This window comes from Marinimicrobium sp. LS-A18, from assembly GCF_000463525.1.
GTDB classification, from domain to species: domain Bacteria; phylum Pseudomonadota; class Gammaproteobacteria; order Pseudomonadales; family Cellvibrionaceae; genus Marinimicrobium; species Marinimicrobium koreense.
Genome location: NZ_AWEP01000002.1, coordinates 926,114 through 946,596, shown reverse-complemented (window position 1 = coordinate 946,596; position 20,483 = coordinate 926,114). Strand labels below are relative to the sequence as shown.

The following is a 20,483-nucleotide window of genomic DNA, read 5'->3' as shown; positions in this document are numbered from 1 at the left end:
AGTTTATGTCCGAACAATCATTGGCCTTTGTTTTCCCCGGCCAGGGTTCGCAAAAGGTGGGTATGCTGGCGGATCTGGCCGCGGAATACGGCGTAGTGACGGATACATTTGCCGAAGCGTCCGATGTGCTTGGTTATGACCTGTGGGAGTTGGTTCAGAAGGGGCCCCAGGAGCAGCTCAACCTCACCGAGCGCACCCAGCCGATGTTGCTGGCAGCCAGTACCGCCGTATGGCGCGTCTGGAAGTCCCAGAACGGGGCGGTGCCCGCGCTGCTGGCGGGCCACAGTCTCGGTGAGTGGTCGGCGCTGGTGGCGGCGGATGTGGTCAGCTTTGCCGATGCCATTGCTCTGGTTCAGCAGCGCGGCAAGCTGATGCAGGAAGCGGTGCCCGCAGGGCAGGGCGGTATGGCCGCCATTATCGGGCTCGAAGACGACGCCATTATCAAAGCGTGTGAACAGGGTGCTGAAGGAGAAGTGGTGGCGCCGGTCAACTTCAATTCGCCGGGTCAGGTGGTGATCGCCGGGGCCTCGGCCGCCGTCGATCGTGCCATGGCCCTGTGTAAGGCCGCGGGCGCCAAACGTGCCCTGGCTCTGCCGGTCAGCGCCCCCTTCCACACCAGTCTCATGCAGCCGGCCGCAGACGGTCTGGCCCCCAAAATTGCTGAGACCGAGTTCCGTGCGCCGACGATTCCTGTGATTCATAATGTGCACGCCAAAAGTGAAACGGATCCGGAGGCGATCAAGCGCCTGATGATTGAGCAGATCTACAGCCCCGTGCTATGGGTCGACTGTGTCCGCGCTCTGGTCAACGGTGGCGTCTCCAGCACAGTTGAGTGTGGGCCGGGCAAAGTGCTCTCGGGCCTCAATAAGCGTATCGATAAATCGCTTAACACGCTTTCCATTGAATCGCCTGAAGATCTCCAGGCGGTACTGCAACAGACCAAAGGGGAATAACACCCATGAACAATCTTGAGGGTAAGGTAGCGCTGGTTACCGGTGCCAGTCGGGGCATTGGCGCCGCTGTTGCCGAGCAACTGGGCGCTGCGGGCGCTGTGGTGGTGGGTACCGCGACCAGCCAGGCCGGAGCCGACCGGATCACTGAACGTCTGGCGTCCCAGGGCGTCACCGGCGAAGGTATGGTGCTCAATGTGACCGATGCCGAGTCGGTCGCATCGGTACTGGCAGATATGAAGGAGCGGCACGGTCTGCCCGCGATTCTGGTGAACAATGCCGGTATCACCAAAGATAACCTGTTGATGCGGATGAGCGACGACGAGTGGTTTGATGTGATCAACACCAATCTGAGTGCCGTCTACCGCCTGAGCAAAGCGGTGCTTCGCGGCATGATGAAGGCCCGCTGGGGGCGCATCATCAACATCAGTTCCGTGGTCGGTGCCATGGGCAATCCGGGTCAGTCCAACTATGCGGCCAGTAAGGCCGGAGTTGCCGGATTTGCAAGATCACTGGCCGCTGAGGTAGGCTCGCGGGGTATTACGGTTAACACCGTGGCGCCGGGGTTCATCGATACCGATATGACCCGTGCTCTGCCGGAAGAGCAGCGCAATCAGTTGCTCGACAAGATCCCTCTTGGCCGTCTGGGCCAGCCTGAGGAGATTGCCTCTGTGGTTGCCTTCCTGGCGAGTGATGCCGGAGGTTACGTCAGCGGCGAGACGATACATGTCAACGGGGGCATGTATATGGCGTAATGGCTTTGGTTAACCTTTTGATTTTTAATGGGTTTTTGTAAAAATCAAAGAAAATTGGCCATATCCGTTACAACCCGGGGCAATTCGATGTAAAATGCGCGTCGATTTTGTCCGTAGCTTAATCTAAGGAGTCTTTCCGGGTATTACCGGTATTTCCGGGTCCCGTATTGGCTTCGTCGATACTACCTACTAGGAGTTATATAACATCATGAGCAGCATTGAAGAACGGGTTAAAAAAATTGTTGCCGAGCAACTGGGTGTGAAAGAAGAAGAAGTTAAAAACGAAGCTTCTTTCGTCGAAGATCTGGGTGCCGACTCTCTCGATACCGTCGAGCTGGTAATGGCTCTGGAAGAGGAATTCGAAACCGAAATTCCTGACGAAGAAGCCGAGAAGATCACCACTGTTCAGTTGGCTATCGATTACATCAATGCCAACCTGGCGTAATCTTCAAGCTGGTTGATTACCGTCTTCCGAAAAGCCGTATTATTGTGAAATAGTACGGCTTTTTCTTTTGCTTATTGCCGTCCCGGACGGCGATAATGCCGGATCACACTCGGGCCCGGGCCGGCCCTCGCTGCACCGCAGCGGGAGCCGGCCCGGGTTCGGTGATTGTCATTTTTGTCGGAGAGCTTTCAAGGTGTCGCGCAAACGAGTCGTAGTTACCGGGCTGGGTATGGTCAGTCCATTGGGAAATACTGTTGCTGACAGCTGGCGAGGAATCGTCAACGGTGTCAGCGGGGCAGCCCCGATCAGCCATTTTGACCCCTCGGCTTTCACCACCCGCTTCAGCGCATCGGTGAAGGACTTTTCTGTCGATGGCTACTACCCGGTAAAAGACGCTCGTAAAATGGACGCGTTCATTCAGTACGGCATGGTGGCCGGTATCCAGGCGATGCGGGACTCCGGTCTCGAGGTGGATGAAGCGAACAGCCATCGGATGGGGGTTTCCATCGGTTCCGGCATCGGCGGGATCGGTTCCATCGAAGACGGTGCACTGATGATCGAGCACAAGGGCCCGCGTCGTATTTCGCCGTTTTTTGTGCCTGGCGCCATCATCAATATGATTTCGGGCAACCTGTCGATCATGTACGGTCTGCGCGGTCCGAACATTGCCATCACCACCGCCTGCACCACCGGTACCCATAGCATCGGCTATGCGGCGCGCAGCATCATGTATGACGAGTGCGATGTGATGCTTGCCGGCGGTGCCGAAATGGCCACCACTCCTGTGGGCCTGGGCGGTTTCGCCGCGGCGCGCGCGCTGTCCACCCGCAATGATGCCCCTGAAGCGGCCAGCCGCCCCTGGGACAAAGATCGAGATGGTTTTGTGCTGGGCGATGGTGCCGGGGTGATGGTGCTCGAAGAGTACGAACATGCCAAGGCGCGCGGCGCGAAAATTTATGCCGAGCTGGTGGGTTTTGGTATGAGCGGCGACGCTTACCATATGACCTCACCGCCCGCCGATGGCGCCGGTGCGGCGCTGTCGATGCGCAACGCCATCCGCGATGCCGGAATTCAGACTGAGGCGATCAACTACATCAACGCCCACGGCACCTCCACTCAGGCGGGCGACCGGGCGGAGTGCCAGGCCGTGAAGAGCGTCATGGGGTCCGCCGTGGATCAGGTGGCGGTAAGCTCTACCAAGTCCATGATCGGTCACCTCCTGGGTGCCGCCGGCGCGGTGGAAGCCATTTTCAGCGTTCTGGCCATTCGGGATCAGGTGGCGCCGCCGACCATCAACCTCGACAATCCGGATGAAGGTTGTGATGATATCAACCTGGTGCCGAATACCGCCCAGGAGCGCAAGATTGACGCGGTTCTGTCCAACTCCTTCGGTTTTGGTGGCACCAACGGTTCGTTGATCTTCCGCAACATTTAGCCGGCTGGTGGTCCTTAGGCTCGAACGCCGGAGTGTGCTGCACTCCGGCGTTTTTGTGTCCGCTTTTGGTAGACTCCCTGTATGACAGATTCAGAAGTGATCACACTGACCAACGGTGAATTTGGCGCGACGCTTTCTCCCCTGGATCGCGGCCTGGCCTATGGTGACGGTTTATTCGAAACCGCCAGGGTGCGCGCCGGCCAGGTACCACTCTGGTCGTTCCATCGGCAGAGGCTGATCGCCGGCGCCCGGATGCTGGGGCTGGCTCTGGACACCGAGCGCCTCGAACGGGAGCGGGAGCGGTTGCTCGCCCGTCTGCCGGCTGTGGACGGTAGCCTCAAGTTGGTCGTTACCCGAGGCGTCGGCGGCAAGGCCTATCAGCCTCCGAAGCACCCGCAGATCAGTTATTGCTGGCAATTGCGTCCCGGCGTCTCACCCGCCTGGCAGAAGGGCAGGGACGGTGTGGTGCTCCACGAGTGTCGTCACCGTCTGGGGGATAATCCGGTATTGGCCGGCATGAAGCACCTGAATCGCCTGGAGTATGTGCTGGCCCGAATGGAATGGGACGACGAATACCCTGAGGGGCTGCTGAGCGATGCGGCGGGGTATATCATCGAGGGCACCTTGAGTAACGTCTTCGTCCGCCTGGAAGATGGCTGGTGGACCCCGCGCCTGGACCGTAATGGTGTGGCCGGTGTCATGCGTCGCCTGATCATGGAGGTCCTGGGGCCACAGCTGGACCTGGTGGTTCAGGAGGGCCAGGTGACCCGTGAGGCTCTGATCGGGGCCCGGGAATGGTTTATCTGCAATAGCGTGTTTGGCATCTGGCCTGTGACCGGGTTGGCGCCCGGTGGCGAAACCTGGACGGTCGGCCCTCAGACCCGGCAATTACAGAGCTGCTTTGAGCATTGGCTGGCCGATAACAGAAATCTGAAGGAGGTGCCGTGAAGCGGCTGTTGGGGAAACTGATTATTTTGGGTGTGCTGCTCGCCGGCGGGCTTGCCGCTTACGGGTACCACTGGCTGAACAGCCCGCTGGCATTGCCGGAGGATGGCCTGCGCCAGGAGCTCACCCGGGGGGAGACGCTGAGCCATCTGACATCAGAGCTTGGCGCCCAGGGCATTCTACGTCATCCCCGGGCGCTGCGATTGTATGCGCGACTGACTGAGCAGACCGGGGTTCATGCGGGCGAATACCACCTTCGCCCCGGGCTGACCCCCCGCACGTTGCTGGAGCAACTCAATGCAGGTGACGTTGTTCTTCATCAGGTAACTCTGATTGAAGGGTGGACCTTTGCCCAGGCGGTGGCTGCACTGCACGGCGAAGACACTATTGCAGCGGAGCTGAAGGGGCTGAACCGCGAGCAGCAGATGGTGCGCCTTGGGCTGGATGTGAAGCATCCCGAGGGTTGGTTTTTTCCCGATACCTACCGGTTTGCTCGGGGAACCAGCGACGTTGAAATATTGCGCCGAGCGCATCGGATCATGCGTGAGGAACTTGAGCGGGTGTGGTCGCAGCGGGCCAGCGGTCTGCCCTATGATACGCCCTATGAGGCATTGATCATGGCGTCACTCATCGAGCGGGAAACCGGGGCGCCCTGGGAGCGGGAAGAGATTGCCGGGGTGTTTGTACGCCGCCTGAACCGTGGGATGCGTCTGCAGACGGATCCCACCGTGATCTATGGTATGGGGGATCGGTACGAAGGGCGGCTGACCCGCCGGGATCTGAGAGCGCCGACGCCCTACAACACCTATACCATCGACGGCCTTCCTCCCACCCCGATCGCGCTACCCGGGCGCGAAGCGCTGGCGGCGGCGGTCAATCCGGCGCCCGGAACGGCGCTCTATTTTGTGGCCAAGGGCGATGGTACCCACGTGTTTTCCGACACCCTGGAGGCGCACAACAAAGCGGTACGCGAATATCAATTGCAGCGACGGGAAGATTACCGCTCCTCCCTGCCGGCCGCGCCCTGATCCCGACATTACGGGAGTGATGGGGCGCCGGTTTGCTAGGAAAAACCGGGGGGAGTGTTTACAATAGGCGGCTTTTCAAGCCAATCTGACGGCCCGTTTTACCGGGCTTTCGCAATCTTCGGGACACTCGAATTCAACCGAGACCAATGGGAACGCAAGTCGTATGAGCGATCATTCGCCCGCCAAGGGCAAAGACACCAAAGACACTGCGGGTACCGCAGAAAACCGCGCACCGGAAAAGCCCCTGCACTTTATTCAGCAGATCATCCGTAAGGATATTGAATCGGGCCAGGTGCAACAGGTGGTGACCCGCTTCCCCCCGGAGCCCAACGGCTATCTTCACATCGGACACGCCAAATCCATCTGCCTGAACTTCGGTATGGCGGAAGAATTTGGCGGTGTCTGTCATCTGCGTTTTGACGATACCAACCCGGAGAAAGAAAACGAGGAGTATGTCAACGCCATCAAGGCCGATGTCCAGTGGCTCGGTTTTGAATGGGGCGGCCCGGTTCGCTACACCTCCGACTATTTCCAGAATCTCTACGACTGGGCGTTGCACCTGATTCGCGAGGGCAAGGCCTATGTCTGTGACCTGAGTCCGGATCAGGCGCGCGAGTATCGCGGGACGCTCACCGAGCCCGGCCGCAACAGCCCCTATCGGGACCGCTCCGTCGAGGAGAACCTGGAGCGCTTTGAAAAAATGCGTCGCGGTGAATTCGCCGAAGGTGAGTGTGTGCTGCGTGCCAAAATTGATATGGCGGCGCCAAACATGAATTTGCGCGATCCGATCATTTACCGCATAAAAAAGGCGCACCATCACCACACCGGAGACACCTGGAGCATTTATCCGTCCTACGATTTCGCTCACGGACAGAGTGATGCCCTGGAAGGGATTACCCATTCCATTTGCACCCTCGAATTCGAAGATCATCGGCCGTTGTATGACTGGTTTATCGAGAATCTTCCGGTGCCTGCCCGGCCCCGACAGTATGAGTTCGCGCGCCTCAATGTGAACTACACCATCACCAGTAAGCGCAAGCTGAAGCAGCTGGTGGACGAAGGGCACGTCGATGGTTGGGACGATCCGCGTATGCCCACCATTTCCGGTATGCGTCGGCGCGGCTACCCGCCGGAAGCACTGCGTAATTTCTGCACCGCGATTGGCGTTACCCGGTCCGACAGTGTCGTGGATGTCGGCATGCTTGAGTATGCCGTGCGTGATCATCTGGACAAGAACGCCCCGCGCGCCATGTGTGTACTGCACCCGCTGAAGGTGACGCTGACTAATTACCCCTCGGATCGCATCGAGGAAATGCGTGCACCGGGGCATCCGAACCGCGATGATTTCAGTGAGCGGGTATTGCCGTTTACCCATACACTATACATTGAACAGGACGACTTCCGCGAGGAAGCCAACAAGAAGTACAAGCGGTTGGTTTTGGGCAAACGTGTGCGCTTGCGCAATGCCTATGTGATTGAGGCCGATGAAGTCATCAAGGACGACGAAGGCGAAGTGATCGAGGTTCGTGCCCGCATCATTGAGGACACTCTGGGTAAAGACCCGGAGGACGGCGTCAAACCCAAAGGCGTCATCCACTGGGTGTCGGCCACCCATCACCTCAACTGCGAAGTCCGCCTGTACGACCGTCTGTTCAACGACCCGTCACCGGATTCGGGCGGTAAAGATTTCCTGCAGGCGATCAACCCTGAAAGTCTCAAAATTCTGGAAAACTGCAAGGCGGAGATCAGCCTGGCGGGAGCCAAAGTGGGTAACCATTTTCAGTTTGAGCGCTCCGGCTATTTCTGCCTGGACAGCAAGTATTCCACCATCGACAAGCCCGTGTTCAACCGCACCATCGAGTTGCGCGACACCTGGGCCAAAATGGATCAACAGTAATTCACTATGACTCTGCATCTGTACAACACGCTGACGCGACAGAAAGAAGCCTTTCAACCCATTCAGCCGGGCAAGATTTCCATGTATGTCTGTGGGGTGACGGTGTACGACTACTGTCACCTCGGGCACGCTCGGGTGCTGGTGGTGTTTGATGTGATTGCCCGCTTTCTGCGCAGTCAGGGTTGGGATCTGACCTACGTCCGCAATCTGACCGATATCGATGACAAGATATTGCGGCGGGCGGAGGAGAACGGTGAGCCCTATCAGAGTCTGACCGCCCGGTTCATCGATGCCGCTCACGAAGACGAGGCCAAGCTGGGTATTGTTCCTCCCGATGTCGAGCCACGGGCAACCGCTCATATCGACGATATTCTCGCCATGGTGCAGACCCTGATTGACAAGGATTTTGCTTACGCGGCGAGCAACGGTGATGTCTATTATCGGGTGAGCCGATTCAAGGACTACGGGCGGCTGAGCAACAAGAATCCCGACGAGCTGCTCGCCGGTGCCCGTATTGATGTGGATGAAGCCAAAGAAGACCCGCGTGATTTTGCCCTGTGGAAACACGCCGAGGCTGATGAGGCCGGGTGGGATTCGCCCTGGGGGCGAGGTCGTCCGGGTTGGCACATCGAGTGCTCGGCCATGAGTAAACACTGCCTGGGTGAGCACTTTGATATTCACGGCGGCGGCCCCGATCTGCCGTTTCCGCATCACGAAAATGAAATCGCCCAGAGCGAAGCCGCCAACGGTTGCCACTACGTGAATTACTGGATTCATGCCGGTGCCTTGCGGGTGGACGGTGAAAAAATGTCCAAGTCCCTGGGCAACTTCTTTACCATCCGCGATGTGCTGGAGAAGTATCACCCGGAGGTGGTCCGCTACCTGCTGATTGGCAGTCACTACCGCAGTCCGATCAATTATTCCGAGGACAGTCTGGTCGAGGCGCGCACCGGGCTGGAGCGTTTCTATGGCGCACTGCGTGATTACGCGGAGGTTGAGCCCGCCTCGATGAAGGATCTGGAAGGCAGTGCTTATTATCGGGACTTCGTTTCGGCGATGAACGATGATTTCAACACCCGATTGGCATTGGCCGTCATGTACGATCTGGTTCGCGACCTGAACAGTGAGTCCGACTCCGGCAAGGCGCGGGCCATGGCCGCGGAGCTGAAAGCGCTGGGCGCTGTGTTCGGACTGCTGCAGGATCAGCCGGATCGGTTTCTACAGGCCGGTGGTGCCGATGCGATCGGTGCCGAGCAGGTTGAAGCGTTGATTGCCGAGCGTGCTGATGCCAAGAAGGCGAAGAACTTTGCCCGGGCGGATGAAATTCGCGATCAGCTTCAGGCGCAAGGAGTGGTGCTTCTGGACTCACCCACTGGAACCCAATGGCGCCGGGAATAAGTCCTGTCCCATCGTTCGAAACGAAGCGCCGCAGAGGTACACTATGAAGTCTTTTCGAGCCACCTACCGTCGGTACCGCACCCTATGGGTCAGCCTGCTGGCTTGCGCCGCGTTTCTGGCGTTGGCGGTGTACGGATGGGGAGTAAGTCTGCAGGACCTGGCTAACACGCTGTGGGTGGCGGCGGTTCTGCTGGCGGGGCTGATTATTGCCGCCGCCATCCTGGGCTTTGTGCTGTTCAGGGTGCGCCGCTGGCGGGAGCGACGCCAGCGTTAGTGCGTGGTCAGTTGGTGGCGGGGACGCGCTTGACCCGAAGCCAGGAAATCATTTTGTCCGTCAGTTCCCGGGTCTCAAACTGGTAACCGTCAATCGCAAAGCCGATATGCGCGTCCGGAATACTTTCAAGGTATTCCATTGCCAGACCGTTCAGCGTCTTGGGTCCGTCCTGCGGTAGGTCCCAGTCCAGAGCGCGATTGATGTCCCGAATGAAAGTGCCGCCGTCAATCAGGTAGGTGCCGTCATCCTGGGGCTGAATATCCTCATCGGATTCCTCGGCGGAATTGGTGGTGAAGTCGCCGACGATTTCCTCCAGAAGATCCTCCAGCGTCACCAGTCCCTGTACCTCGCCGTACTCGTCCACCACCAATGCCATGCGGCACTTCTGTTGCTGGAAGTTCAGCAGTTGGGTGTGCAACGGTGTAGCTTCCGGGACGAAATAGGGCTCGTTCGCAAACTGGCGAATATCATCGAGGGTGACACTGTCATCCGTACCGCGAATGAAGCGGGCCGCATTGCGCAGATGCAGAATGCCGACCACGTTATTGATGTCCCCTTCAAACAGGGGCAGGCGGGTGTATTCACTGGTGCGAATCTGCTCCAGCAGGTCCGCCACGGGTAGCGTCAGGTCCAGGCCTTCCACTTCATTGCGGGGGATCATGATGTCTTCAACCGTGGATTTTTCCAGGTCGAGAATATTCAGGAGCATCCCCTGATGCTGATCGGGGATCAGGTCTCCGGCTTCATCGACCACGGTTCTCAGCTCCTCGGGGTTGAGATGCTCGACGCCGCTGTGTGCTTTGTGGATGCCGAATACCCGGGAAATGCTTTTGGAAATGCCGTTCACCAGATAGACGGCGGGCGCGAGCACCACAGACAGAGGTTTGAGAAACCAGCTGGAAAAAAAGGCGAAACGCTCGGGATACAGGGCGGCGAGCGTTTTGGGCGTGACTTCCGCAAACACCAGCATGACAAAGGTCAGGATCAGGCCCGCAGCGGCAATACCGGCATCGCCGTAGAGGCGAACACCGATGACGGTGGCGATGGAGGCGGCAAAAATATTGACCAGGTTGTTGCCGATCAGAATCAGGCCGATCAACTTGTCGGGAGTCTTCAGAAGGCCGGTAACGCGAATCGCCCGATGATCACCTTTTTTGGTCAGGTGTTTCAGGCGGTACCGGTTGATGGACATCATCCCGGTTTCCGAACTGGAGAAGAACGCGGAGAGGACCAACAGTCCGATGAGCGCGGCAAACAGTATTTCTAGCGGTGCTTCGTTCAAGGCGACTTATGCCCATTCTGCTGCGAGGCCGGGTATCTTGAAGCAGAACTCCCCCCGAATCAATAGTCAGACGGCCCCGAGAATCAGCTCCAGCACCAACTTGCTACCAAAATACGCCAGCATCAGCAGCAGAAAGCCGCCCAGCGTCCAGCGGATGGCGGTATAGCCCCGCCAGCCCAGGTAGTGACGGCCTCCAAGTAGCACGCTGTAGATGACCCAGGCGGCGAGTGAGAACACCGTCTTGTGGGCCAGGTGCTGGGCAAAGAGGTCGTCCAGAAACACAAAGCCGGAAATGATCGACAGGCTCAGCGCCAGGTGACCGGCCCAGAGCAACTCGAACAGCAGGGCCTCCATGGTCTGCAGCGGCGGGAGCAGGCGCACCCGGCCGGCGGGGTGTCGGTGCTTCAGTTGGTGATTCTGCCAGGCCAGAAGCAGCGCCTGCAGGGTGGCGATGGTCAGAAGGCTGTAGGCCAGAATCGACAGGAGCACATGGCTGGCCAGGGTGTAATCGAGCACCAGTGGGTGCCCCGATGCATTGCGCCCCAGTAACGAGGCGATGATGCCCAGGGCGGACAGCGGCAATAGCAGAATGAACAGATTATGCAGGGGTTTGCGCAGGCTGCTCAGCAGGACCACGGCGTTGATGACCCAGAACAGTACCGAGGAGACCCGGAAAAAGCCCAGCTCGATAGCCCCTGGCAGCGCGACCAGCTGATAAACCCCGATGCCATGGACGACCAGCGCCACGGCGACCGCAATAAGCAGGTGGAGGCGGTGGGGCTCCCGGCCCTGAAGCAGGGTCCAGATCAGATAGGCTCCGGTGAGCAGGTACAGTGCCGCCGCCAGGCTGTTGAGGAGCAGGGTGGCCATAGTCAGGGGGCGTCCTCGTATGAGCGTTGATATCCAGTGGTTTCCGGTGGGTAGCAGTGTGTCACAAGGTGTCGTCAAAGAGAAGCGGAAGGCTTCTCATTCTCCCGTCGGCCGGAGGCTGGGCCTCGTCGGTCCCGTCGGCTGGACCCGGGCCCCACCTTTGGGGGTATAATCGCGCCCATCATTGATCTGCTGTCGAGAGAAACCATGTTCAATACGCTGAGTGATCGCTTATCCGATAGTCTGCGCCGGGTGACCGGCAAGGCCCGGCTGACCGAAGATAATATCAAAGACACCCTGCGGGAGGTGCGCAAAGCGCTGTTGGAGGCCGATGTTGCGCTGCCGGTTGTGAAGACCTTCGTCGCCCAGGTTCGCAGCAAGGCGCTGGGACAGCAAATCAGCAAGGCGCTCAACCCGGGCGAGCAATTCCTGAAGATCGTCCAGGAAGAGCTGGTGTCCGTGATGGGGGCTGCCAACGAGACTCTCGATCTGGCGGTCAAGCCCCCGGCGGTGATCCTCATGGCGGGCCTTCAGGGGGCCGGTAAAACCACCTCTGTGGCCAAGCTGGCCCGCTACCTCAAAGAGCGGGAAAAGAAAAAGGTGCTGGTGGTTAGTGCCGACGTTTACCGTCCGGCGGCCATCAAGCAGTTGGAAACCCTGGCCGAAGAAGTGGGCGTGGACTTTTTCCCTTCCACCGCCGAACAGAAGCCGGTGGCGATCGCCGAGGCCGCGATCGCACACGCGCGCAAGCAGTTCGCGGACGTGGTCATTGTTGACACCGCGGGCCGGTTGCATATTGACGATAGCCTGATGGAAGAGATTCAGGCGTTGCACAAGGCCGTCAATCCCGCCGAGACGCTCTTTGTGATCGACGCCATGATCGGTCAGGATGCGGTCAACACCGCCAAGGCGTTCAATGAGGCGCTGCCACTGACGGGTGTGGTACTGACCAAAGCCGACGGCGATGCGCGCGGCGGTGCGGCACTCTCGGTCCGTCAGGTAACGGGCAAGCCGATCAAGTTCCTCGGGACGGGCGAGAAAGTGGATGCGCTCGAGCCGTTCCACCCGGACCGTATTGCCTCGCGTATTCTCGGCATGGGCGACCTGATGTCGCTGATCGAACAGGCCGAGCAGAAAATTGATAAGGACAAGGCCGACAAGCTGGTCAAAAAGGTCAAAAAGGGTCAGCGCTTCGACCTGGAAGATTTGCGGGATCAGCTCCAGCAGATGCAGAGCATGGGTGGCCTGGGCTCCATGATGGAGAAGCTGCCCGGCATGGGCAATATGGCCCAGCTGGCGCAACAGAATAACCTGACCTCCCAGTTCAAAGTCATGGAAACCATCATCGATTCCATGACGCCCTTCGAACGTCGCAATCCGGATCTGCTCAACGGCTCTCGCAAGCGCCGGATCACCATGGGGTCGGGCACCCAGATTCAGGACCTCAACCGGTTGCTGAAGCAGTACAAGCAGATGTCCAAGATGATGAAAAAAATGAAGGGCGGCGGCATGAACAAGATGATGCGCGGCATGGGTGGCATGATGGGCGGTGGCGGCGGTATGCCCGGTGCCGGCGGCGGCCAGTTGCCCCCGGGGTTCCGTCGCTGATGCGCCGGACAATGCGCGCCTTCAAAACGCTGGCATTGATGGCGCTGGCGCTGTCATCCGTCACTGCCTGCCAGTCATTTCGCACGGCGGCTGAACAGCAGATGGGCCCAGCGCTGTCGGAATTTCAGGGCAGCTGGCGGGTCGTGGCGCTGAGCGGTGATGAGCTGGACGCCTCGAGCCATGCGTTTGTCGAGTTTTCCGAGCCGCCGCGGCTCACCGGAAACGGTGGTTGCAATCGCTTCTTTGGTGTCTATCAGTACGACGATTCCGGGCTGCGCATCGACTCCTCTCTGGGCAGTACCCGGATGGCTTGCGCTGCGCCGGTGATGGCACAGGAGGCGCGGATGTTTGAACTCCTGCCCCAAGCTATCGCCGTCCAGTTGACCGGGTCCGATGTATTGATTCTGAAAGACGCCGACGGTATCGAGTTGTTACGCGCAACTCGAAAGCCCTGAGGGCAGGGCGAGCGCAATGCTTTTTTTCGATACCGAGTATCTGATCCGGCGGCCGCTGACCGATGTGTTTTCCTGTCTCAGCGACTTTCAACGCTATCTGATGCAGCTCCCCGAGTTTTATGGTGCGCATCTTTCAACCGACGACAGTCCCATCGCGCCGGGCAAGGTGTATTGGATCAGTGTGCCCGAGGCTGATTATGCGTACCGTACCCGGTTGGAACTGATCGAAGTGGGCTCGCCGGAGCGTCTGGTTTACGACTATCAGTACACCGGCCTCGAGGACGATACGCCGCTGTCTGCCAAAGAAGGGCCAATGCCCTGGGATCGGGCCCGAGTCGCGCTGACCTGTTCGGCCTGCGAAGAGGGCACCCGGGTCTCGGCCCAGATGTGGGTGTTTGGCGTGCAGGGGTTTTTGGCTCGCTGGAAAGTCAACGCACTCAAAACCACGAGCGCCCGCGCACAGAAAAGTGCCAATGACAATATGGTGCGGGTTATTGAAAACCTGCTCGACGATACCGTCGCCGATCGCTGAGTCATTCAGACGACGAGCGACACTCTCCTTTTACAAAACCGATCACCCCGTCTTTCGCACACGCGCTACAGGCATTGCCGAAAGTGCGTTTCTGACCGGCGCCCGCCGCCGTTTCTGTCGCCCACTCTTTGCTTGATGTCACCCCGTCGTCTTTCGGAGCAAGCTGGAAATAGCCGCAAACCGGATCATACTGTTGGGTGCAGACGTCGGGTCGCTCCTCCGGGCAAGCGGTCAGATTTTCCGGCAGCGCCGGGGTCGGCTGCTCGTTCGCGGATCCTCCCTGACAGGCGGTCAGGGTGACCACCAGGGATCCGGTCAAAAGTACCTTAAGGCCGAGACCCATCCTGGTCGTGCAAGCGGCGGCCTGCTCCGTGTCCGGGTCTGTGTTAACATTTGCGTCTTTGGTATTCGTTGCAGGTGTCATAGTGAAAAAACGCCCCATTTATCTTCCGTTCGCGGGTCCGGCTTTGTTGGAAGCCCCTCTGTTAAACAAGGGTAGCGCCTTCAGCACCCAGGAACGTCAACACTTCAATCTGGAAGGTCTGCTGCCCTACAGTATCGAAACGATCGAAGAGCAAAAGGCGCGCGCCTACGAGCAATTGTGCTCGTTTCATAACGACATTGACAAGCACATTTACCTGCGCAATATTCAGGATACCAACGAGACGTTGTATTTTCGGTTGGTGGTGGATCATCTGGAAGAGGTGATGCCGCTGATTTACACGCCGACGGTGGGCCAGGCCTGCCAGCAGTTTTCCAAGATCTATCGCCGCAAGCGCGGCCTGTTCATCACCTATCCCGACCGGGAGCGCATGGATGACATGCTGCAGAACGCCACCAAGCAGAAGGTCAAAGTGATCGTGGTCACCGACGGTGAGCGTATCCTCGGGCTGGGCGATCAGGGTATTGGTGGAATGGGGATTCCGATCGGCAAGTTGGCACTTTATACCGCATGCGGTGGTATCAGTCCGGCCTACACCTTGCCGGTTGTTCTGGATGTGGGCTGTAATAATCAGTCTCTGATCAACGACCCCATGTACATGGGATGGCGTCACGAGCGCATCACCGGCGATGAGTACTATGCGTTTGTGGATCAATTCATTGAAGCGGCGCGCGTGCGCTGGCCCGATGCCCTGATCCAGTTCGAGGATTTTGCCCAGGGCAACGCGACGCCGTTGCTCGAGCATTACAAGGACCGAATCTGCTGTTTCAACGATGATATCCAGGGCACCGCGTCGGTGACCGTGGGCACGCTACTGGCGGCCTGTAAGGCCAAGGGCGAGTCCCTTGCCAAGCAGACGTTTGTGTTTGCCGGTGCCGGCTCCGCCGGGTGCGGAATTGCGGAGCAGATCATTGTCCTGATGATGCAGGAAGGTTTGAGCGAGGCGCAGGCCCGTGGTCGGATCTACATGCTGAACCGTTCCGGTCTGTTGCGCTCGGGGTCGGAGAATGTGCGCAGCTTCCAGAAGCCGCTGTGCGTTCCGGATGAGCAGGTCGCCGATTGGGATCTGTCCAATAGCAAAAATCCCGACCAGATCAGTCTGTTGGATGTGGTACGCAACGCCAACCCGACGGTGCTGGTCGGTGTGTCCGGTCAGCCGGGGCTGTTCACCAAGGCGGTCATTGAAGCCATGCAGGCTCACTGTGATCGACCGGTGGTGCTGCCCCTGTCGAACCCGACCTCCCAGGTGGAAGCCCAGCCGGTGGATATTCTCCGCTGGACCAGCGGCAAGGCCATCGTTGCGACCGGCAGTCCCTTCAAGCCGGTGGATATGGCGGGGCAGCGTCACGAGATTGCCCAGTGCAATAACAGCTACATCTTTCCCGGGGTCGGCCTGGGGGTTGTGGCCGCAAAAGCGTCACGGATTACCGACAATATGATGGTCGCGGCCAGTCGGGCATTGGCCGAGAGTTCTCCGATGGTAAAAACCGGCCAGGGCGCACTGCTGCCTCCGCTGGGGGAGATCCGTTCGGTGAGCCAGGTGATTGCCCGGGCGGTTTTCCGGCAGGCGGTTGAAGACGGTGTTGCCATGCCGGTGCCGGAGGAGGTAATGGATCAGAAAATTGCGAGCAACTTCTGGGAACCGGAGTATCGTGATTATCGCCGAACCTCCTTTTAAGCTGTTAGACTATGGTTTTGTAAAATTAACCGACTACCTTGTGTGAGGCAAAATCAATGGATTACGAAAGTGCTAAGGCCAGCATATTGGCGAAACCTGAAGCGGTAGAACTGCAACCGGCCGGACCGGGCGTGGCGTCTTTCAAAGTGTGCCATAAACTGTTTGCGACCCTCGCCGAGGGAGAAGATGGCGTGCCTTACATCAACCTGAAGTGTGAGCCGAATCGGGCCCAGGAACTTCGGGATACCTATCCGGCCATTCAGCCGGGTCATCGTATGAACAAAGTCCACTGGAACAGTGTGATTCTCGATGGCAGTGTGCCCGAAGATCTGATTCTGGAACTGATCGATCACTCCTATGAGCGAGTCGTGGAAAACCTCCCTCCGTCGGACCAGCAGCGGCTCCTCGGTCGCTGACCGTCACAGTTCGGGCGGGGCGGCAGAGTGAGTCAGACGGATCGTGACCCCGAAGCTATTGCACTGGGAGAACGGCTTCGCCTGGTGCGGGAGCTGAACGGGCTGTCCCAGCGCGAACTGGCCCGTCGCGCCGGTGTGACCAACAGCAATATTTCCCTGATCGAACAGGGCCAGATCAGCCCCTCGGTGGGGTCTCTGGCCAAGCTGCTCGATGCCATCCCGCTCTCCCTGGCGCAATTTTTCGCATTAGACACCCGGGCTCCCCTGGGCACCGTCCTGACCCGCGATCAGATGATTCGCTCAGAACTCCCCGAGTCGGGACTGGTGATAGAGCGTTTCCCCCGATCTGACCGTCACTCCCTGTCACTTGAACGTCTGCAGTTTGCTCCCGGCGCAGACACGGGGGCCAAGCCCTGGCAGCTGTCCTCAGCGCGATCCGGCTGGTTGTTGTCGGGCCGCCTCGAGTTGACTCTGGGGGTTCGCTGCTACACTTTGAGCGAGGGCGATGGCTGCCAGTTGCCCGAGGGGCAGTGGTTCCGCGTGCGCAATACCGGTTCGGTGCCCGCCATCGCGGTGTTGGCCCGCAGCGCGGATTGTCCGGCGCCCTTGACTCCGACCACACCTTTCGACCACGACCAATAGAGACTGTAGGTATGTATCAGGGACACACATTGAAGCTTGCCATGCTCGATGACGGTATCGCCGAGCTGGTGTTCGATCTGCAAGGTGAGTCGGTCAACAAATTCGGCCGGCAGACCGTTGTTGAATTGAGCGAAGCGCTCGATGCGCTTGCCGCGGCGAAGCCCTCCGAGTTGAGAGGGCTGTTGATCAGTAGCGCCAAGCCGGCACTGATGGTCGGCGCGGATATCGGCGAGTTCCAAGGGTTTTTTGCCTCCGGTGAGCAGGCCGTGAAGGATTATCTGGCGAGTAATAACCGCAACTTCAATCGCCTCGAAGATCTTCCGATCCCCGTGGCGATCACGATTGACGGCTATGCGTTGGGCGGAGGCCTGGAGCTGTGTCTGGCCTGCGATTACCGGGTAATGACGCCCACGGCCCGGATCGGACTTCCCGAAACCCAGTTGGGCATTATCCCCGGGTGGGGCGGCACGGTCCGTTTGCCCCGGCTGGCAGGCGTGGATACCGCCGCAGAGTGGATTGCCAGTGGCCGTCAGTGGGATGGCAAGGCCGCGCTGAAAGCCGGTGTGGTGGACGCCTTGGTGGAGATTTCCAAACTGCGTGAAGCGGGCTTGCACGTCCTGAAAGAATGTCATGAGGGTCGGTTTGACTATGCCGCCCGTCGAGCCGCCAAAACCGCGCCTCTAAAGCACAACCGGATTGAAGCCGCCATGGCGTTTGAGTCAGCCAAAGCGGTGGTGGCCGCCCAGGCCGGCCGTCACTACCCGGCGCCAGTGGCGGCCATTGAGGTGATGGAGCAGGCGGCGGGCGAGGGCCGTGAGGCGGCCCTCGCCATTGAGGCCGACACCTTTGCCCGCCTGGCGACGACAACCGTGGCCCAGGCTCTGGTGGGTATCTTTATCAATGATCAGTTGCTGGCCCGAAACGCCAAGCGCTGGCAGGCCGAGGACAAACAGGGCGTATCGAGGGCGGCGGTTCTGGGTGCCGGGATCATGGGCGGCGGCATTGCGTATCAGTCGGCGCTCAAGGGGGTGCCGATCAAAATGAAAGACATCGCCCGCAAAGGCCTGGAGCAGGGGCTGGAAGAAGCCAACCGGCTGTTGGTCAAGCGTGTCGAGAAAGGTCGCATGACCGCCAGTGCCATGGGCGAGGCGCTGAATCGGATCGAGTCGACGCTGGGGTATGACGGATTCGACGATGTGGATATGGTGGTCGAAGCGGTCGTGGAAAACACCAAAGTCAAACAGTCGGTGCTCGCCGAAACGGAGCGGGCGGTGGCCGAGTCCACCATCCTGGCCTCGAATACATCGACCATTTCCATTACCACGCTGGCCGAAGCACTGAGCCGGCCAGAGAATTTCTGCGGGATGCACTTTTTCAATCCCGTGCATGCCATGCCATTAGTGGAGATCATTCGGGGCGAGAAAACCTCCGATCGGGCCATTGCCCGAACGGTCGCCTATGCCAATCAGTTGGGCAAAAAGCCCGTTGTGGTCAATGATTGTCCGGGTTTTCTGGTCAATCGCGTGCTGTTCCCCTATTTCGCGGGTTTCGCGCTGCTGGTGCGCGACGGCGTCGATTACGAGCGGATTGATCGGGTCATGGAGCGCTGGGGTTGGCCGATGGGGCCCGCCTATCTGCTGGATGTGGTGGGGCTGGATACGGCCATTCACGCCGAACAGGTGATGGCCGAGGCCTATCCGGATCGACTGCAGCGCGATTTTACCTCCTGTACCGAAGTGCTGTTTGACAGCGGACGGCTGGGGCAGAAAAACGCGGGCGGTTTTTACGATTACAGTGACGATCGCAAAGGGCGGCCGCAAAAACAGTCGAGCTCCCAGGCCCGGGAGTCTCTGGAGCCGATGGACAATACCGACCTGTCGGATGAAGCCATTGTGGCCCGAATGATGGTGCCGATGGTCACCGAGCTGGTTCGTTGCCTGGATGAGGGGATTGTCGCCTCGCCCGCCGAAGCCGATATGGCCATGGTGTACGGAACCGGCTTCCCTCCCTTTCGTGGCGGACCGCTGCGCTGGGTCGATGCCGTTGGCCTCGACGCTTTCCGCGCCATGGCGGAACCCTGGGCTGACCTGACCCCGCTGTACCATCTACCCGATGGGCTTTTGCGCCGAATCGAGAGCGGCGAGCCTTTCTATCCTGTTGTTCCCTCTCAGGGAGGTGCCCAATGACCTTGCATCACCGAGACGCGGTTATTGTCGATTACGCCCGCAGCGCCATGGGCCGGTCCAAAAACGGCTGTTTCCGCTTCAGTCGGGCGGATGACATATCCGCCAGCCTGATTCAGGCGCTCTTGTCCCGCAACCCGGCCCTGGAGCCGGCATCGGTCTATGACTTCATCTGGGGCTGTGTGCTGCAGCGTGAAGAACAGGCTTTCAATATTGCCCGGAATATCTGGCTGCGGGCCGGTCTGCCTCACTCGGTACCGGCGCAAACCGTCAATCGTCTGTGTGGTTCTTCCATGGCGGCACTGCACACCGCGACCGCCAATATACGCGCCGGCCTGGGGGATGTTTACCTGATTGGTGGGGTAGAGCACTTGGGGCACCTGCCGATGTACGAAGCCATTGATCCGAACCCCCTGTTGGGGCTGTCGGTGGCCAAGGCGGCGGGAAATATGGGCGTTACCGCCGAATACCTGGCGCGCCTTCACGGCATCACCCGCTCGCAGATGGATGAGTTTGGCGCCCGCTCGCATCAGCGGGCGGCGGCCGCACGGGCGCGCGGAAGCTTTGCCCGGGAAATTGTCCCCGTGGCGGGGCACACTGAAGAGGGCTTTCCGATCATGGTGGCGGAAGACGAGACGATTCGTCCGGACACCACCGTGGAGGGGCTGGCGCAGTTGCGCCCGGTGTTCGATCCCAAGAATGGTCAGGTCACGGCTGGCACTTCGTCGCAACTCTCCGACGGCGCCTCGGCCATGGTGGTCATGTCCGCGGAGCGGGCCCAGGCTCTGGGGCTCAAGCCGCTGGCCCGGGTGGTGTCCATGGGATTGGCGGGCGTGGACCCTTCCATCATGGGGTACGGGCCGGTTCCCGCCACCCAAAAGGCGCTGGACAGCGCCAATCTGACCATGGAAGACGTGGAGTGCGTGGAGCTCAATGAAGCGTTCGCCGCTCAGGCGCTGCCCGTGCTCAAGGATCTTCAGCTGCTGGACGATATGGATCAGCGGGTGAACCTCAACGGTGGTGCCATCGCCCTGGGGCACCCGTTTGGCTGCTCCGGGACCCGTATTACCGGCTCCCTGCTCACCGCCATGGCGGAGCAGGATATGACCCTGGGCGTGGCCACCATGTGCATCGGTCTGGGGCAGGGCATCAGCACCGTGATTGAGCGAATCAACTGAGCGCCCTTTCAAAGGGGTCGATTTTCGTGCAGGTTCTGCTAGACTCCGTCGTCATTGTGACTCTCTGATG

20 protein-coding genes are annotated in these 20,483 nt (G+C 59.4%); 17 read left to right on the top strand and 3 right to left on the bottom strand.

The window, feature by feature from the left end:
• The first annotated feature begins 5 nt into the window (after positions 1 to 5).
• The 9 genes from fabD (at position 6) to N645_RS0104105 (ending at position 9,127) form a co-directional block, all read left to right on the top strand.
• Positions 6 to 953, top strand: a complete 948-nt coding sequence (fabD, locus tag N645_RS0104145; protein WP_024460251.1) for an ACP S-malonyltransferase — start codon at positions 6 to 8, stop codon at positions 951 to 953.
• 5 nt (positions 954 to 958) lie between these two features.
• Positions 959 to 1,705, top strand: coding sequence for a 3-oxoacyl-ACP reductase FabG (fabG, locus tag N645_RS0104140; RefSeq protein WP_024460250.1), 747 nt, complete (start codon positions 959 to 961; stop codon positions 1,703 to 1,705).
• A gap of 208 nt (positions 1,706 to 1,913) precedes the next feature.
• A complete protein-coding gene (gene acpP, locus N645_RS0104135) occupies positions 1,914 to 2,150 on the top strand; it encodes an acyl carrier protein (RefSeq protein WP_012487300.1) in 237 nt (78 codons plus the stop codon).
• A 193-nt stretch (positions 2,151 to 2,343) separates the two neighbouring features.
• Positions 2,344 to 3,585 (top strand): beta-ketoacyl-ACP synthase II, encoded by a 1,242-nt coding sequence (gene fabF / locus N645_RS0104130; protein ID WP_024460249.1) that lies wholly within the window; start codon positions 2,344 to 2,346, stop codon positions 3,583 to 3,585.
• An 81-nt stretch (positions 3,586 to 3,666) separates the two neighbouring features.
• Positions 3,667 to 4,533, top strand: coding sequence for an aminodeoxychorismate lyase (pabC, locus tag N645_RS0104125; RefSeq protein WP_081665852.1), 867 nt, complete (start codon positions 3,667 to 3,669; stop codon positions 4,531 to 4,533).
• Positions 4,530 to 5,558, top strand: coding sequence for an endolytic transglycosylase MltG (gene mltG / locus N645_RS0104120; RefSeq protein ID WP_202960765.1), 1,029 nt, complete (start codon positions 4,530 to 4,532; stop codon positions 5,556 to 5,558). Before pabC ends, mltG begins: the two co-directional genes overlap by 4 nt.
• A gap of 163 nt (positions 5,559 to 5,721) precedes the next feature.
• Positions 5,722 to 7,455 carry a glutamine--tRNA ligase/YqeY domain fusion protein gene (locus tag N645_RS0104115; protein WP_024460246.1) on the top strand — a complete coding sequence of 578 codons (1,734 nt, stop codon included), beginning with the start codon at positions 5,722 to 5,724 and terminating at the stop codon, positions 7,453 to 7,455.
• Positions 7,456 to 7,461: 6 nt separating this feature from the next.
• Positions 7,462 to 8,853 carry a cysteine--tRNA ligase gene (cysS, locus tag N645_RS0104110; RefSeq protein WP_024460245.1) on the top strand — a complete coding sequence of 464 codons (1,392 nt, stop codon included), beginning with the start codon at positions 7,462 to 7,464 and terminating at the stop codon, positions 8,851 to 8,853.
• Between the two features lie 43 nt (positions 8,854 to 8,896).
• Positions 8,897 to 9,127, top strand: a complete 231-nt coding sequence (locus N645_RS0104105) for a hypothetical protein (RefSeq protein ID WP_024460244.1) — start codon at positions 8,897 to 8,899, stop codon at positions 9,125 to 9,127.
• Positions 9,128 to 9,134: 7 nt separating this feature from the next.
• Here the strand turns inward: N645_RS0104105 and N645_RS0104100 are convergent, their stop codons facing one another.
• Both N645_RS0104100 and N645_RS0104095 read right to left on the bottom strand, forming a co-directional pair.
• Complete coding sequence (locus N645_RS0104100; protein ID WP_024460243.1) at positions 9,135 to 10,409, bottom strand: HlyC/CorC family transporter; 1,275 nt, start codon at positions 10,407 to 10,409, stop codon at positions 9,135 to 9,137.
• Between the two features lie 66 nt (positions 10,410 to 10,475).
• Positions 10,476 to 11,279: an inner membrane protein YpjD gene (locus N645_RS0104095; RefSeq protein ID WP_024460242.1), complete on the bottom strand. Its 804-nt coding sequence runs from the start codon at positions 11,277 to 11,279 to the stop codon at positions 10,476 to 10,478.
• Between the two features lie 207 nt (positions 11,280 to 11,486).
• On the opposite strand from N645_RS0104095, the gene ffh reads away from it, so the two are divergent.
• Genes ffh through N645_RS0104080 form a run of 3 tightly spaced genes read left to right on the top strand, consistent with a single transcriptional unit; the run spans position 11,487 to position 13,874 of the window.
• On the top strand, positions 11,487 to 12,887 hold the full coding sequence (ffh, locus tag N645_RS0104090; RefSeq protein ID WP_024460241.1) for a signal recognition particle protein: 1,401 nt from the start codon (positions 11,487 to 11,489) through the stop codon (positions 12,885 to 12,887).
• The gene (locus N645_RS0104085; RefSeq protein WP_081665850.1) at positions 12,887 to 13,342 is read left to right on the top strand and encodes an META domain-containing protein; all 456 of its coding nucleotides are present in this window, start codon (positions 12,887 to 12,889) and stop codon (positions 13,340 to 13,342) included. Before ffh ends, N645_RS0104085 begins: the two co-directional genes overlap by 1 nt.
• A 16-nt stretch (positions 13,343 to 13,358) precedes the next feature.
• Positions 13,359 to 13,874, top strand: a complete 516-nt coding sequence (locus tag N645_RS0104080; RefSeq protein ID WP_024460239.1) for a hypothetical protein — start codon at positions 13,359 to 13,361, stop codon at positions 13,872 to 13,874.
• Position 13,875: 1 nt separating this feature from the next.
• Here N645_RS0104080 and N645_RS0104075 read toward each other — a convergent pair whose 3' ends face one another.
• Positions 13,876 to 14,298 carry a hypothetical protein gene (locus N645_RS0104075; RefSeq protein WP_024460238.1) on the bottom strand — a complete coding sequence of 141 codons (423 nt, stop codon included), beginning with the start codon at positions 14,296 to 14,298 and terminating at the stop codon, positions 13,876 to 13,878.
• Here N645_RS0104075 and N645_RS0104070 point away from each other — a divergent pair.
• From N645_RS0104070 to fadA, 5 genes are all read left to right on the top strand, one after another.
• Positions 14,297 to 15,994 (top strand): NAD-dependent malic enzyme, encoded by a 1,698-nt coding sequence (locus tag N645_RS0104070; RefSeq protein WP_024460237.1) that lies wholly within the window; start codon positions 14,297 to 14,299, stop codon positions 15,992 to 15,994. The two genes, N645_RS0104075 and N645_RS0104070, sit on opposite strands and share 2 nt — an antisense overlap.
• An 86-nt stretch (positions 15,995 to 16,080) precedes the next feature.
• Positions 16,081 to 16,410, top strand: a complete 330-nt coding sequence (locus N645_RS0104065) for an MmcQ/YjbR family DNA-binding protein (RefSeq protein WP_238559196.1) — start codon at positions 16,081 to 16,083, stop codon at positions 16,408 to 16,410.
• Between the two features lie 27 nt (positions 16,411 to 16,437).
• The gene (locus tag N645_RS16605) at positions 16,438 to 17,052 is read left to right on the top strand and encodes a helix-turn-helix domain-containing protein (protein WP_051174245.1); all 615 of its coding nucleotides are present in this window, start codon (positions 16,438 to 16,440) and stop codon (positions 17,050 to 17,052) included.
• An 11-nt stretch (positions 17,053 to 17,063) separates the two neighbouring features.
• Positions 17,064 to 19,238, top strand: coding sequence for a fatty acid oxidation complex subunit alpha FadB (fadB, locus tag N645_RS0104055; protein WP_024460234.1), 2,175 nt, complete (start codon positions 17,064 to 17,066; stop codon positions 19,236 to 19,238).
• Positions 19,235 to 20,413 carry an acetyl-CoA C-acyltransferase FadA gene (fadA, locus tag N645_RS0104050; protein WP_024460233.1) on the top strand — a complete coding sequence of 393 codons (1,179 nt, stop codon included), beginning with the start codon at positions 19,235 to 19,237 and terminating at the stop codon, positions 20,411 to 20,413. The genes fadB and fadA overlap by 4 nt, the downstream gene beginning before the upstream one ends.
• Positions 20,414 to 20,483 lie beyond the last annotated feature (70 nt).